Origin of the sequence: Caballeronia grimmiae, assembly GCF_022879615.1 — a bacterium.
GTDB classification, from domain to species: Bacteria; Pseudomonadota; Gammaproteobacteria; order Burkholderiales; family Burkholderiaceae; genus Caballeronia; species Caballeronia grimmiae.
Genome location: NZ_CP084272.1, coordinates 341,632 through 355,843 on the forward strand (window position 1 = coordinate 341,632; position 14,212 = coordinate 355,843).

Genomic DNA, 14,212 nt, shown 5'->3' on the forward strand with positions numbered 1-14,212 from the left:
TCGTCGAGAAGCCCATTGCATCGGTTTGAATAGTCGTGCGGGGGTGCTGGCGATATGGCGCGATGTTGCGTCAGGCTGCGACGGCGACGCGAGTGCGATTGACCAACTGGTTGTCCTTGCCCTGCACCAGCGGAGTCAACGCGATGTCGAACACGATTTCCTTATACGCATCGGACTTGAGGCCGAGGGCTGCGCCGCCGGTCTTCTCGGCTACGTGCGGCACGAGCTCTTCGCGAGTGGCGTAAGCAAAGTCATCCCAGATCAGCGGATCGCCTTCGATGTTGATTTGCGTCGTCAGCTTGCGAGTCTTGTCGCTCGTCACGAAGAAGTGCACATGCGCCGGACGATTGCCGTGACGCGCCATCGCATCGAGCAGTTGCTGCGTCGCGCCTTGCGGCGGGCAGCCGTAGCCAACGGGCATCAACGTGCGAAATTCGTATGTGCCGTCCGCGCCGGTTTTCACCGCACCGCGAAGATTGAAGGCATCCTGCGCGCCGGTCGGATCGAAGTGCGAGTAGAAGCCTTTCGAGTTGGCGTGCCAGCATTCGACCACCGCACCGGCATGCGGCTTTCCATCCGGACCCGTCACCGTGCCACGGATAACCAGCGGGCCTGCATCTTCATCGGCGTTGATATCGATTCTGGAAACGCCATCACGAACCGGCGCGCCCGCGACATACAGCGGGCCTTCGATCGTGCGCGGCGTGCCGCCGTGAATATCGGCTTCGCGATCCTCGGCGTCCATGCGGATGTCGAGATACTTTTCGAGGCCAAGGCCGGCTGCGAGAAGCGCGGCCTCGCCATCTTTGCCGAGCTTGTTGAAGTAATTCACGCCCGCCCAGATTTCATCGGGCGTCATGTCGAGGTCGTCGATGGCTTTGAAAAGATCGCTCAGCAGGCGATGCGTGATCTGCTTGACTCGGACGTTGCCGTCCTGACTTCCCAAATTCGCAGCGGCCCTCAACAGGTCGTGAACTTCCTTCGAGTCGAATACCTTGGCACTCATGTCTGCTCCTGTGTCTCTGTCTTTTGCTGGGGTTAACCCTCGTTTCAAGCCGATGCCCGTATGCTCATAAGGTATAGTCCGGGCTTGAAACAAAGCGTGAATGCAGAATAGAGGACGGCAAACAGCATGGTCCAACACTGATTTAGTATCGGGCTATATCCCGGAGGTATCGTATGGAGCTGCGGCATCTTCGTTACTTCGTGGCGGTGGCCGAAGAGCGGAACTTCACGCGCGCCGCGCAGCGGCTTCACATCGCCCAGCCGCCGCTCAGCCGGCAGATACAGCAGTTGGAAGAGAGTCTGGGCGTGCAGCTCTTCGAAAGAAACTCGCGCCCGCTGAAACTCACTGAGACTGGCAAGTTCTTCTACGCTCACGCGGTTCAGTTGCTGGCGCAGACGTCCGAACTCGAATCGATGACGCGGCGAGTCGGCAATATCGAGCGCAGCATGTCAGTGGGTTTCGTCGCATCGACGCTTTATGGCCTGTTGCCGAAAATCATTCGCCGCTTTCGTGACGAGAACCCGACAGTCGAACTCAGCCTCCACGAGCTATCGACGATGGATCAGATGCGGGCGCTCAAGGATGGACGGATCGATGTCGGCTTTGGCCGCCTTCGTCTCGAAGACGCGAACATCCGCCGCGTGGTCCTGAGAGAAGAGAAGATGATCGTCGCGTTTCCCGTGGGGCATCCGCTTGCGCTTTCGAAGCCGGTCTGCGCGCTGCGTGACGTGATCAATGAGACGCTCATCGTCTATCCGAAGACGCCGCGTCCAAGTTACGCCGATCAGGTGCTCGCCGCATTCAAGGACCGGGGACTGGAGCCGCGCAAGGTGTACGAGGTGCGCGAAATCCAGATTGCATTGGGGCTGGTGGCGGCAGGCGAGGGCATTTCCATCGTGCCGAGCAGCGTCTATGGCCTGAAGCGCGATGACGTCAGCTACCGGGAACTCGACGACCCGACGCTGGTATCGCCGATCATCATGAGCATGCGGGCGATGGACGAGTCGCGCGACATCAGGGAGATGCTCGAACTGATCTATCGGCTCTACGACGAAGCGCAGATTCCCCACGTGGCGCCCGCCGAGAAAGGGCAGTGAGTTGGTCATACCTTCGGGGTATCGCATTAGACGTCGATGGTCTTGGACAGGCGGAGGTTGCCCGGGCAATACTTGAGTGACTCCTTCCACTCCGCCAATTCAGGTATGAACGCTCAAATCACGTCTGTCGAAGCGATTCTGGTCGACCTTCCGACCATTCGCGCGCACAAGCTCTCCATGACGACGATGCAGCAGCAAACGATGGTCGTCATCCGTCTGCGATCGAGCGATGGCATCGAGGGCATCGGCGAAGCTACGACCATTGGTGGCCTGTCTTACGGAGAAGAAAGTCCCGAAGGCATCAAGCTCACGATCGACACTTATCTCGCGCCGGCGCTGATCGGACAGGACGCGACCAACATCAACGCGGCGATGCTCACGCTCAACAAGGTCGCACGCGGCAACCGGTTCGCCAAATCAGGACTCGAGACCGCATTGCTCGACGCACAGGGAAAGCGCCTTGGCGTGCCCGTATCGGCGCTGCTGGGCGGTGCGGTGCGCAAGACGCTTCCGGTGCTTTGGACGCTCGCGAGCGGAGACACCGCCCGCGATATTGAGGAAGCCGAAATGCTTCTGAACGAACGCCGCCACAATACGTTCAAGCTGAAGATAGGCCGTCGGAGCGTGCGCGACGACGTCGCCCACGTGTCGAAGATCAAAGCGGCGCTGGGCGATCGCGCTAGGGTCACGGTGGACGTGAATCAGGCATGGAACGAAGTGGATGCGGCTGTGGGTATCCAGGCGCTGGAGGCAGCGGGTATCGACCTCATCGAGCAGCCGACGCCGCGTGAGAATCGCGGAGCGCTTGCGCGGCTTGCGGCGCGCTTCATCGTTCCGATCATGGCCGACGAGGGCGTCACCGGTCCCGAGGATGCGCTCGACCTCGTGCGCGACGCCTGTGCCGATGTCTTCGCGCTGAAGATCGCAAAGTCCGGCGGCATCTACGGCATGATGCGCACGGCCGCCATCGCCGATGCAGCGGGCGTATCGCTCTATGGCGGGACGATGCTCGAAGGCAGCATCGGTTCGATCGCTTCGGCACATGCTTTCAGCGCGCTTCCGCAGTTGGCTTGGGGCACCGAGCTGTTCGGCCCGCTGCTGCTCAAGGATGACATCGTGACGAATCGTCCGCAGTATCGCGACTTCGATCTTCATCTTCCGCAAGGTCCGGGGCTCGGGTTGCAGATCGACGAAGACAAGCTCGCCTTTTACCGACGCGACAACAAGGCGTGAGCGACCGTCCCGTTCAACATGCAGTGTGAGTGTTACCCTCGAGGAGAAGACATGCTTTATCTCGTAAGAATGGACGTTCGCCTGCCGCACGACATGCCGCCCGCACAGGCAGAAGAAATCAAGGCGCGTGAAAAGGCCTATTCGCAAGAGTTGCAGCGGGCAGGGAAGTGGCAGCAGTTGCATCGCGTCGTTGGCGAGTATGCGAATTACAGCGTGTTCGACGTCGATTCGCATGACGAGCTGCACACCATGCTGTCGGCTTTGCCGTTGTTTCCATACATGACGATGCAGGTAATGCCGCTCGCTCATCATCCGTCATCTATTCGCTAAAGGCGCTGAATCATTCCATGAGTCAGAACAAGAACGGCACGCTGGATTCCGTCAATCAGAAAGGCTTATGGTCGATATCCGCAGTCACGGCGGGGCTGCTCGCTGTCGTCATTTCCTATGCTGGGCCGCTCGCGATTTTCTTTCAGGCGGCGCATGCCGCGCATGTCGGCAATGACGTAGTGGCCTCGTGGGTATGGTCGATTTCGATGGGCGCGGCGGTATCGGGATTGACGCTGAGCTGGTGGCTGAAACAGCCGGTCATCACGGCATGGTCCGCGCCCGGATGCGCGCTGCTCGTAACGCTTTTTCCGGGGATGCCCGTCAGCGATGCGATCGGCGCGTACATCGTGGCCGGTGCATGTATTTTTGCGCTCGGTCTCTCGGGCTTGTTCGATCAAATCACGAAGCGGATTCCAAAAGGCATTGCCTGCGGGATGATGGCGGGCATTCTCTTTCAGTTCGGCACCAACCTGTTCAAGTCGGTGGCCATTCATCCGTGGCTCGCGCTCGGGATGTTCGGCAGTTATCTCGTGTTTCGGCGCTTGGCCGCGCGTTACTGCCTGATTCTCGTGCTTGCTTTCGGTTGTGCGCTCGCTGCGGCGCTTGGCTTGACGCATTTCGATACCGTGAGCCTTCAAGTGACTCATCCGGTGTTCACGCTGCCTACCTTCAACTGGCAATCGACGATCAGCCTCGCGCTGCCGCTCGTCATCGTGAGTCTGACGGGCCAGTTTCTTCCCGGCTTCGCGATTCTGCGCGTCTCCGGATATGAAACGCCGAGCCGGCCGGTACTCGTCGGAACCGGCCTCGCGTCGATTCTGGTCGCTTTCACGGGCGGCGTGACGATCGTCATCGCGGCGATCACCGCGGCGCTATGCACGGGTCCCGATGCGCATCGCGACCCGCAGCGCCGATATATCGCGGGCATTGCAAATGGCTTGTTCTATCTGATCGGCGGAACCTTCGCGGGAACGGTCGTCATGCTGTTCGCCGCGCTTCCGAACGCTTTCGTGGCGGTTCTCGCGGGGCTGGCTCTGCTGGGCGCCATTGCCACGAATATCGCGGGCATCGTCCACGATGAGGCGCATCGCGAAGCCGCGTTCATCACGTTTATTGCGACTGCCTCCAACATGAGTTTTCTCGGTCTCGGTTCTGCGTTCTGGGGAATCGTTCTGGGAACGGTCGCGCATCTCGTGCTGAGAAGAAACGCTGCTACGGGTTAGTGAACGTTCGCCGCCGAATCCTCACGAATAAAACGACGGCTTCGGCGCACGCCCATTGAGCGCCCAGTCGCCCAGTTCGCGAACCTTGTAGTCGATCGGATCATGCAGCGTATGCACGCGCACGTTGCGCCAGAAGCGATCGAGACGCAGCGCCGCCGTGGTCGAACGCGCCCCGGTCACATCGAACATGCGGCTCGCGACTTCCAGCCCCGCACGCGCCGCCGCGACCTTCGACGTGGCCACTGCAATGGCCACTTCGCCGCGTTCGCTCTCCGTCAGTGCAAGGCCGCGTTGCCAAGCCTCGTCGAACGCTTGCATCGCGCGTTCGGCGAGCAGGCGGGCGCCCTCCAGCGCGACCCAGAAGTCGCCGTAATGCGCAATCACATACGGATCTTCCGAGGGCCGCTCCGCCTGCGAAGCGATCCACGGCCGCGCCTGCGCGAGCGTCGCTTCGCGCGCCGCCTGCAATGCGCCTTCGCCGATGCCCACGTAGATGTGGCTCAGGATCGCCTGTGCGAGGAGCGGTCTAAGGCACGCGAAAGGACTCGACAGCGGGCCGGGATCGTTCAGCAATTCATCCGGCGCGATGCTGACGCGCTCGAAGATCACCGTGCCGCTGTCGGTCTGACGCTGGCCCATGTTGTCCCAGTCGTCGAGCACGGTGATGCCCGCGCGATTCGTCGGCGTCACGCCGATGAGCAGCTTGCCGTCGCTGTCGAATGCAGACGCGAGCAGTTGATCGGAGTCGCGGGCGCCGGAACAAAAGCTTTTGCGGCCATCGAAGAGATAGCCGTTCGTTTCACCGGGAAGCGCGCGCGTGCTCTTGTCGAGAGGATTAAGCGCATTGCCCCAGAACCAGCCCTGATTTGCGGTTTCGGACAGCCAGTGGCGAATCTGCGTATCGCGGCCAAAAAGGCGGATCGTCGCGAGTTGCAGATGATGAAACGCGAAGAGATGCGCGAGCGAACTGTCGACTTGCGCCATGCGCCTCACGATATCGAGCGTCGTCGACCATGAAGCGCCGTCGCCGCCGTATTGCGCCGGAATCGACAGGCGAAGCAGGCCGCTCTTGCGCAGCAGGCCGCGCTCGTGAAATGCGGTGCCGCCGGATTTGTCGCGCGCAGCGGCGGTTTGCGCCCATTCACGCAAGAGCGCGTCGAGCGGCTCGGTCCACGGTGCGTTCTCAGTGCGGCTCATTGCGGTACCTCCTGATCGTGATGGGTCATCCGGTGTCGTCTGCGAGGCACGCGGTGCGTGACTGCAAGGGTATAAGACGCGCATGCCGAAATCCATAGATTGATAGCGGAATTTCATGGGGAATCGCCGCTGTTTTAAGTGGACGCGGGGTCGCCACGTTAGTCCGCGCGAGCCGCAGATTCCGCTCAGTGCGTTTATATTTCTCAGCCAATAAGTTGAAGCGGTTTCGAAGCTCCCGAAAAGCCGTGCCGGTATAACGTGAACCGAGCCGCGCACCTTCTCGCAGCGTGCCTTCTTCGCACGATGTCTTATAGATGCCGCCCGTCTGCAGTTAGAGAATGACGATACGGACGAAATCCTCGTAACTTTCGGCCGTGACCCTGCGCGTGAGTTTGAAGCAGATGTTGCACCGTGGCGCCGCGCTCGCCATCGGCTGAAATAACCAGTTGCTTCGGATGACTTCATACGCGGTGAGGCGCAAGAGTTTGCGCTATCGCCTAATGCTCAAACCTCAATTGGTTATCGTTAGAAATTGGATGGAGCGAAGCGCGGCTGACGTTAGCATGTGCTTCTTTCCAACTCGTCCTCCGGTTCAATCCAGCGATGTCCAATTCTCCCCGCTTTGGTGTCTGGGCGCTCGTGCATGGCAGCCGTGCGGCGCTGCAAGATCCCGAGGAACCTTACGACGCCTCTTGGGCGCGCAACAAGGCGCTCGTGCTCGAAGCCGAACGGCTTGGTTATGACTCGGTGCTCGTCGCGCAACACACGATCAATCCGCACGACCCCTCGCTCGATCAGTTGGAAGCGTGGACCGCATCGGCGGCTCTGGCGGCGCTTACGTCGCGTATCGAGATCATCGCGGCCATCAAACCTTATCTCTACCACCCCGTGGTGCTGGCGAAGATGGCGCAGCAGATCGAGCACATCAGCGGCGGGCGCTTCGCGATCAACCTCGTCAATGCGTGGAACCGGCCGGAACTGGAACGCGCCGGCATCGGCTTCGCCGAGCACGATGAACGCTATGCCTATGGCCGCGAGTGGATCACGGTCGTCGATGCCCTGTTGCGCGGCGAAGCCGTGAAGCATCGCGGTGACAACTTCCGTATCGACGATTATCAGTTGCGCCCGGCCGACCCGTTTCGTGCGCGTCCACGCATTTACGTCGGCGGCGAATCGGAGCCCGCGCGTTCCCTCGTGGCGGCGCATGGCGACGTGTGGTTCATCAACGGCCAGCCACACGATGATGTAGCGAGCCTCATCGCCGATGTTTCCGCACGCACGCGTCCGGACGGGCGTGAGCCGTTGCGCTTCGGACTATCGGCATTCGTGATTGCGCGGGACACGGAAGACGACGCACAGGCTCATCTCCAGCATCTCTTTGGGCTCGCCGAACTGGACAAGCCGCTGCGCGAGCGGCAAAAGGCCAATACCGATCCGAACGCGGTGATGCATAAAACATTCGCACGATCGGCGCGCGTCGGATCGAACGGCGGCACGGCTGCCGATCTCGTCGGCGATTACGATACGGTCGCGCGGCGCATCGTCGACTTCCATCGCGCGGGCATCGAACTGTTCATGCTGCAATTCCAGCCATTCGAAGCCGACATGGCCCGCTTCGCGCACGAAGTCATGCCGCGCGTGCGCCGCCTGTTGAACGCGTGATTGCGACGCGCCTCGGCTGTGGTTCAGCGGAGGCGCGTCTCATCATCAAAAGAACGCGCCCGTAGGCGGCAATTGCCCGGTCAGCAGGTTTTGCCCGAGCAGGCGTTCCTTGTAAAGCCTCGGGTTGTGCGACGCAATCACCTTGATATTGCGCCAGTGCCGGTCCAGCGCACCGATGCGCGACACGACCGAGCCCGAGCCGAGATCGATCAGCCAGCTTGCAATTTGCGGCGCGAGCTCGTCGATGACGACCTTCGCTTCCGATGCCGCGAGCGTGGCGGCAAGCGTCGCGTCGTAATCATCGGGCGTGCCGTGCGCGTCGCACGCGCGCTGTAGCGCATCGACCGCGCGGTCCGCAGTCGCCTCGACGCTCGCGGCATAAGCGCGAATGCGGCCAAGTAACGATTGCAGAACCGGCTCGTCCGTGGGATGCGCCGCTTCGCCGTGATAGAAGTTGCGTCCCCGCGTGCGCAATACATCGACCGCGTCCAGTGCCACGCGACGCACGATGCCCGCAATGCAGTTGGTCAGATACACCTGATGGAAAGTGAATCCCCAGGGCGCGGCTTCGTCGGACTTCGGCGGATCGGCCGGATAGAGATGCGCGGCGGGAATCGTCACATCGCGAAAGCGCGCGGTTCCCGAGCCTGTCAGGCGTTGACCGAAGCCTTGCCAGTCATCGTCGTCGCTGACGCCGGGGCCGCGTTCCAGCACGTATTGCACCGTTCGGCCCGCGCGGCTTTCCACTGCCACGCCGATGAACGCATCGTTATAGAGATTGCCCGTCGCATAGACCTTGTCGCCGGAGCCGACATAGACATCGCTCGATGCGTCCCATTCGAGCCTGCTCAGGACCTTCGCCGGTCGGGCGCCGGCCGCCGTCACGTCGCTGTCGACGAAACTCAGTCCGAGTGTCTTGCGCTGTCCGGTCAGTTCCAGCACGCGCGCATGGAACGGATGATCGCGGCGTCGTAGCGCGGCTTCGACCTGCCACAGATGATTGCGAAACGCATGTGCGATGTTCGAGTCCGCCGCGGCGACATCACGCGCGACGGCGAACATGTCGCGCAGCGATGCGCCGTGCCCGCCAGTATCGGACGAAAGACGCAGCGCGCCGAAGCCGAGCGCCTTGAGCCTGGCGATCTCCTCATGCGGCAGGCGATGCGCGCGTTCACGTTCGGCGGCCGTCGCGGCGATATCGTCGATGACTTGTGCGAAGCCGAGCGTTGCCGACACGGCGGACACGAGCTTCGGCCCCGCGAAGTGCGTGCGTTCGGTCATGATCGTTGGTCTCCTCGCATCACACTTTGATGCTGTAATCCGCGACCCGGATGCGCGAATTGATGATCTTGCGTTCCGCGAGCCAGTCGGCGGCGCGCTGAAATTGCGCGATGAAAGCGGCGTCGTCGGGCTCGTGAAACTGATTGACGCGCTTGAGGCTCGTCAGATACTCGCGAACCTGATCTGGATACTTGCCCTCGCGCTGCACGAGCAATTCGGCGTCGGCGGAATGCGCGGACTGCCATGCGCCTTCGACGTAATAGGCGTCGATCACCGCTCGGACCAGTTCCGAATTCTCTTCGGTAAACTTACGGCGCGAGACGAGCGAGCTATAGTCGATGAGAAACTCCAGATCGCGGCCTTCGTTGAAGATGTCCTTCGCATCGTTGGAGAAGCGCGAGATGTCGACGCCCGGCGACCACATCGACCACGCGTCGACTTTGCCTTGTGCAAATGCAGGCGCGGCATCGGGCGGATTGAGGTAGACGAACTGCACCTTGTCCCGGTCGATGCGATGCTTTTCCAGCGCTGCAATCAGCAGGAATTCGCCGAGGCCCGAGCGGTTGACGGCGACCTTGCGGCCCGCCAGATCTGCGACGGCATTAATGCCGCTCGACTTCTTCGCGATGATGGCCGTCGAGCGCGGCGAGTAGATATCGAATGCGTTGAAGACGATGGGCGAACCGGCGAGCATGGCGGCAAGCGCGGGCGTCGTCGATCCCCAGAAGCCGAAGTCGGCGCTGCCGCCGACCACGGCTTGAATCGAGGGTGCGTGGTTTGGAAACGGGCCGATCCATTCGACCTTGATGCCTTTGGCGGCGAGCGTTTTCTCGAATACGCCGCGTTGTTTGGCGATATCCGGCAGGCTGCCATAACCCCAGCCGATACGCACGGTATCGGTGTTGCGCGTGAGCTTGCGCGGCTCGGCCGCGTACGCCGGGAAAACACTGCTGGCGGCCACGCCGGCCAGCAAGCCACCCGCCGCGCGCAATAACTGGCGGCGGCTCATTGAAGAGTCGTTCATCCTTTCGGGTCCTTCTGGTCTTATGGAAAATCGGTCAGTGACGTTGCACGCCCAGTTCCGCGAGAAGCGTGGGCCGCAGCGCGAGAGGCGCGTAGTCTTCCGTGTCGAACGACGCCGCAATGCGTCCGGCGCGCATGACGAGGATGCGGTCGGCGAGGGCGAGTGCTTCGTCGACATCGTGCGTGACGATCAGCACGCCCGGCTGATGAAGCGCGACGAGTTCTTTCACGAGCCCATGCATCTTGATGCGCGTGAGCGCATCGAGTGCGGCGAACGGTTCGTCGAGCAGCAATAGCGCAGGGTCGTGGATAAGCGCCCGCGCGAGCGCCACGCGCTGCGACTGACCGCCCGACAGATTGCGCGGCCAGTCGTCCTCGCGGCCGGCGAGCCCGACTTCGGCAAGCGCACGGGCTGCGCCGTCACGGCGAATCGTGTGTTCGTGACCGAGCGCCACGTTCTCCCACAACGTCGCCCACGGCAGCAGGCGCGGCTCCTGAAACACGACGGAAGGTCGCTCTGGCGCGTGGATCTTGCCCGCGTCGGGCGTATCGAGCCGTGCGAGCGCGCGCAGCAGCGTGGTCTTTCCGCAACCGCTCTCGCCGAGCAGCGCGACGAAATCGCCTTTGCGGATATCGAGGTCGAGCGAATCAATGACGATGCGGCTGCCGTAGCGCCGTTGCAGCCCGCGCACGGACACGGCGAGCGCCGATGGCTCGTTGCGGTCGCGGGTCCGTACCCCCGTCGCGACAGGTTCGATGCCTTGCGTCACTTGCGCGCTCCTTTGACGTAGTTCGCGTGCCAGGAGAGCAAGCGGCTTTCGAGCATGCGAACGAGTGCGTCCGCGACGACGCCGATGATCGCGTAAATGATGATGGTGAGCAGGATGACGTTGGTGTTGAGGAACTCACGCGCGTCCATTGCGAGAAAGCCGATGCCTCGCGTTGTCGCCAGCGTCTCGGCGATGACCAGCGCGAGCCACGCATGCGCGAGCGCATAGCGCACGCCGGTGAGAATCGAGGGCATGGCGCCGGGAATGACGATTCGCCGCACGACGCCAGCCCGGCTCATGCCGATCACGCGGGCAAGTTCCATCAGCTTGGGATCAATCTGCCGGATGCCCAGCATCGTGTTGATGTAGATGGGAAAGAGGACTGCGAGCGCAACGAGAAAGATCTTCGCAACTTCGCCGACGCCGAACCACACGATGACGAGCGGAAGCATCGCGAGAAAAGGAACGGCGCGGATCATCTGGATAGGGCGGTCTAGTAGCGCCTGCGCAAACGGCGAGAAGCCGACGAGGACACCTAGCGCCAGCCCGATGCTTCCGCCGATGGCGAAGCCTCCTGCAGCGCGCAACAGCGAGACGCCGAGATGAATGAATAGCTCGCCGTTTTGCGTCATGTTCGCGGCGGTCGCGAAGACGCTGCTCGGTGCGGGAAGCACTTGCGGCGCGATCAGTCCGAGCCGGGCGGCGGCTTCCCATAGCAGCGCGACGATCGCGGGAACCGTCCAGGATAGCCATCGATAAAGCACGTGCTTCGAAACGCCCGTGCGAGGAGGCAGCGTCGACGCATAGGTGTTGCGCGAGGAAGTCAGGTCGGCCATGTCGGTTTGGATTCAGCGATCGTTCGGACTCGATGCGCCGGTGCTGCGAATGCTTTTGCAAAGCAACGCTGCCGGAATGTCGAGAGAGAAAGCGAGTCATTAGAAGCCGGCATGCACTCGCGCAACAAACGATTTATTGTTGAATGCTTTTCAGGCCGTGAGTGGCAAGCAATCGTCCGGGCTTGATTCGGGTCATCTCGCGGCCCATTTCTTGCTGCGAAGCGCCGCGCTGCGGCAGACACGTCACGGGCGCTACAATTCAGCCATCGCAGCCAGAGCGTTGGCAAACACGGCAATAGCGCACGCAAAGCTGAATCAGCAAAGACCAGAGAAAGGGAGAAGTTGAATGGCGGGGGAAGAGTTGAAAGCGGTCTTGCTTGTCGAAGACAGTGAGAACGACATCGAGTTGACGCTTCTCTCGCTACAAAGGGCAGGCCTGGAAAATCCCGTTGATGTCGTCCGCGACGGTGTGGAGGCGCTCGAATATCTGCGTCGCGAAAAGAAGTGGAGCGGCCGCCCCGACGTGCATCCGGCCGTCATTCTGCTCGACAAGAAATTGCCGAGGCTCGACGGCCACGACGTACTCGCCGCCGTCCGCGCAGACGAGCAATTGCAGCACATTCCGATCGTGATGCTCACATCATCCAGACAGGAAACCGATCTTCTGACGAGTTACGACCTTGGCGTGAATGCGTATGTCGTGAAGCCGGTCGAGTTCACGGATTTCATGGACGCCATCAAGGACATCGGCGCGTTCTGGCTCGTGTTGAACAAGCATCGCGCACGGCAGCCAGGCAGGACGTCCGCCACGCGGCCCGCAAGCGACGACGCCTAATCACTCAGCGGCAACGTCACGACGAACGTCGTGCCGCAACCGATGCCCGCGCTGTGTACGTCGATGCGCCCATGCTGGCGTTCGACGAGCGTCTTGACGAGCCACAAGCCCAATCCCAGGCCGCCGACGCGCCCCGACGAACTCGGCTTCAACTGCTCGAAGCGATCGAATACCTTGTCGATCGCATCGGCTGAAATACCGCAGCCCGAATCGCTGACGGTGAGTACGGCATGTCCGTTCTCTGACGACACGGATACGTCGATCACGCCCGTATCCGTGAACTTGATCGCGTTGGTGACGAGATTCCAGACGATCTGCTTGACGCGCGCGGCATCGCCCTGAATGGTGCACGAGTCCAGCCGGACGCTAGTCAATTGCAGCTTCTTGTGATCGGCCTGCAAGCGAAGATCGTTGACGAGATCCACCACGAGCCGATCCAGCGCGAGCGGCGCGAACTCGATAGACAGCTTGCCGGAGACGATTGCCCCGCTGTCTAGCAGATCATCGACCATCAGCGCCAACTGCTTGGCGTTGCGCTGAATGGTGGCGGTGGCGCGTGGCAAACCGGCCTTGTAGTCGGTGCGCTCCAGCAGTTCCGCCCAGTTGAGGATCACGCTGATCGGCGAGCGCAACTCGTGTGACACCGCCGTGAGGAAGTGATCCATGGCAAGCGCGTTCCTGTCGCTTTGTTCCCGTGCGAGCCGCTCATCGCCTGCGATGCGCTGTTGATCGATCTCCTGCTGCTTGCGAGCGGTGATGTCGAGCACGAAGCCGAGCATCTGCGTGGGCTGGCCGCCTTCTCCATAGCGTGCGCGGCCACCGACCATGACCCAGTGGCCCGAACCGTCCGGCCATATGACGCGATATTCCACCCGGTAATCACGATGCGCGACGATGGACGTCTCGAGTTCCTCGCGCACGCGCTCACGATCGGCCGGGTCGATGAGTTCATTGAACAGGCGCTCGGTCGTCAACTCCTTGTGCGGCTTCAGTCCGAGATTGATCTTGGCTTGCGTGGTGCAGGTGATGACGCCGCTCATCAAGTCCCGCTTCCATGCGCCTACTTTCGCGAAGGCGAGAACTTCGGCTAGTTGCTCGCGGCTTTCCTGAAGCTGCCTTTCTTTCTCCGCAGCGATGATCTGGCGAAGCTGGGCTTGCGATCGCAGACGCGCTTTCTCGCGCTTGTCGGCCTCGCTGCGCTTCACGCGATCGGTGACATCGCTGACGCGAATGGCGTAGTAGGAACGGCCGCTATCGGCGGGGACGATCACGCTGGCCTTGATCTTCCAGAAGCGAAGCGCGAGTTTGCCATCCTCGTTCGAAGGCCATTCGGCGCGAAAGGGCGGCGATGAACGTGTCTCGCCCGGTTTCAGTTCCGCGATTGCAGCCGCAACCCACTGGCTACGGGCGGCGCGATGTGCTTCGCTTCCGTATTGATTGATCTCGTAGATCGACTTGCCGATGACTGCCTCGCGTGTATGCCCCGTCAACTGCGTATAACTGGCGTTGACAAAACATATACGGTAGCTCTCGTCCAGGATGACGTAAGCATCGAGGATCGCTTCAAACCATGCTGCCGCGTCCGGGACATCTGTTTGAGAAAGCGATCTACTGAGGTCATCCATAGGAGCTTGAAGGAAAACGCGGGCGCGTTATTGATATTGTGCGCGTTGCAAGATGGCATTCTCCCATTTTTCTGGAATCGTGTACGCTGCCGGC

Annotated in this window: 13 protein-coding genes; 6 read left to right on the forward strand and 7 right to left on the reverse strand. The window is 61.4% G+C overall.

Annotation, left to right across the window (positions count from 1 at the left end):
- Nucleotides 1–70 precede the first annotated feature (70 nt).
- Nucleotides 71–1,006, reverse strand: a complete 936-nt coding sequence (catA, locus tag LDZ21_RS15220) for a catechol 1,2-dioxygenase (RefSeq protein ID WP_244795649.1) — start codon at nucleotides 1,004–1,006, stop codon at nucleotides 71–73.
- A 173-nt stretch (nucleotides 1,007–1,179) separates the two neighbouring features.
- Between catA and LDZ21_RS15225 the strand changes: the two genes are divergently transcribed.
- The 4 genes from LDZ21_RS15225 (at nucleotide 1,180) to LDZ21_RS15240 (ending at nucleotide 4,889) form a co-directional block, all read left to right on the forward strand.
- Nucleotides 1,180–2,103: a LysR family transcriptional regulator gene (locus LDZ21_RS15225; protein ID WP_244795650.1), complete on the forward strand. Its 924-nt coding sequence runs from the start codon at nucleotides 1,180–1,182 to the stop codon at nucleotides 2,101–2,103.
- Nucleotides 2,104–2,208: 105 nt separating this feature from the next.
- Nucleotides 2,209–3,336: a muconate/chloromuconate family cycloisomerase gene (locus LDZ21_RS15230; protein WP_244795651.1), complete on the forward strand. Its 1,128-nt coding sequence runs from the start codon at nucleotides 2,209–2,211 to the stop codon at nucleotides 3,334–3,336.
- 51 nt (nucleotides 3,337–3,387) lie between these two features.
- On the forward strand, nucleotides 3,388–3,666 hold the full coding sequence (gene catC, locus LDZ21_RS15235) for a muconolactone Delta-isomerase (RefSeq protein WP_244795652.1): 279 nt from the start codon (nucleotides 3,388–3,390) through the stop codon (nucleotides 3,664–3,666).
- 17 nt (nucleotides 3,667–3,683) lie between these two features.
- Complete coding sequence (locus LDZ21_RS15240) at nucleotides 3,684–4,889, forward strand: benzoate/H(+) symporter BenE family transporter (RefSeq protein ID WP_244795653.1); 1,206 nt, start codon at nucleotides 3,684–3,686, stop codon at nucleotides 4,887–4,889.
- 21 nt (nucleotides 4,890–4,910) lie between these two features.
- Here the strand turns inward: LDZ21_RS15240 and LDZ21_RS15245 are convergent, their stop codons facing one another.
- On the reverse strand, nucleotides 4,911–6,086 hold the full coding sequence (locus LDZ21_RS15245) for an acyl-CoA dehydrogenase family protein (RefSeq protein WP_244795654.1): 1,176 nt from the start codon (nucleotides 6,084–6,086) through the stop codon (nucleotides 4,911–4,913).
- 603 nt (nucleotides 6,087–6,689) lie between these two features.
- On the opposite strand from LDZ21_RS15245, the gene LDZ21_RS15250 reads away from it, so the two are divergent.
- On the forward strand, nucleotides 6,690–7,748 hold the full coding sequence (locus LDZ21_RS15250) for an LLM class flavin-dependent oxidoreductase (RefSeq protein WP_244795655.1): 1,059 nt from the start codon (nucleotides 6,690–6,692) through the stop codon (nucleotides 7,746–7,748).
- A 45-nt stretch (nucleotides 7,749–7,793) separates the two neighbouring features.
- On the opposite strand, the gene LDZ21_RS15255 is transcribed toward LDZ21_RS15250, so the two are convergent.
- Genes LDZ21_RS15255 through LDZ21_RS15270 form a run of 4 tightly spaced genes read right to left on the reverse strand, consistent with a single transcriptional unit; the run spans nucleotide 7,794 to nucleotide 11,658 of the window.
- Nucleotides 7,794–9,029 carry an acyl-CoA dehydrogenase family protein gene (locus tag LDZ21_RS15255; RefSeq protein ID WP_244795656.1) on the reverse strand — a complete coding sequence of 412 codons (1,236 nt, stop codon included), beginning with the start codon at nucleotides 9,027–9,029 and terminating at the stop codon, nucleotides 7,794–7,796.
- 19 nt (nucleotides 9,030–9,048) lie between these two features.
- The gene (locus LDZ21_RS15260; protein ID WP_244795657.1) at nucleotides 9,049–10,053 is read right to left on the reverse strand and encodes an NrtA/SsuA/CpmA family ABC transporter substrate-binding protein; all 1,005 of its coding nucleotides are present in this window, start codon (nucleotides 10,051–10,053) and stop codon (nucleotides 9,049–9,051) included.
- 34 nt (nucleotides 10,054–10,087) lie between these two features.
- Nucleotides 10,088–10,810, reverse strand: coding sequence for an ABC transporter ATP-binding protein (locus LDZ21_RS15265; protein WP_244795865.1), 723 nt, complete (start codon nucleotides 10,808–10,810; stop codon nucleotides 10,088–10,090).
- A gap of 8 nt (nucleotides 10,811–10,818) precedes the next feature.
- Nucleotides 10,819–11,658 carry an ABC transporter permease subunit gene (locus LDZ21_RS15270; protein ID WP_244795658.1) on the reverse strand — a complete coding sequence of 280 codons (840 nt, stop codon included), beginning with the start codon at nucleotides 11,656–11,658 and terminating at the stop codon, nucleotides 10,819–10,821.
- Nucleotides 11,659–12,004: 346 nt separating this feature from the next.
- Between LDZ21_RS15270 and LDZ21_RS15275 the strand changes: the two genes are divergently transcribed.
- Nucleotides 12,005–12,493 carry a response regulator gene (locus tag LDZ21_RS15275; protein WP_244795659.1) on the forward strand — a complete coding sequence of 163 codons (489 nt, stop codon included), beginning with the start codon at nucleotides 12,005–12,007 and terminating at the stop codon, nucleotides 12,491–12,493.
- Here LDZ21_RS15275 and LDZ21_RS15280 read toward each other — a convergent pair.
- On the reverse strand, nucleotides 12,490–14,118 hold the full coding sequence (locus LDZ21_RS15280; protein ID WP_244795660.1) for a PAS domain-containing sensor histidine kinase: 1,629 nt from the start codon (nucleotides 14,116–14,118) through the stop codon (nucleotides 12,490–12,492). The two genes, LDZ21_RS15275 and LDZ21_RS15280, sit on opposite strands and share 4 nt — an antisense overlap.
- Nucleotides 14,119–14,212 lie beyond the last annotated feature (94 nt).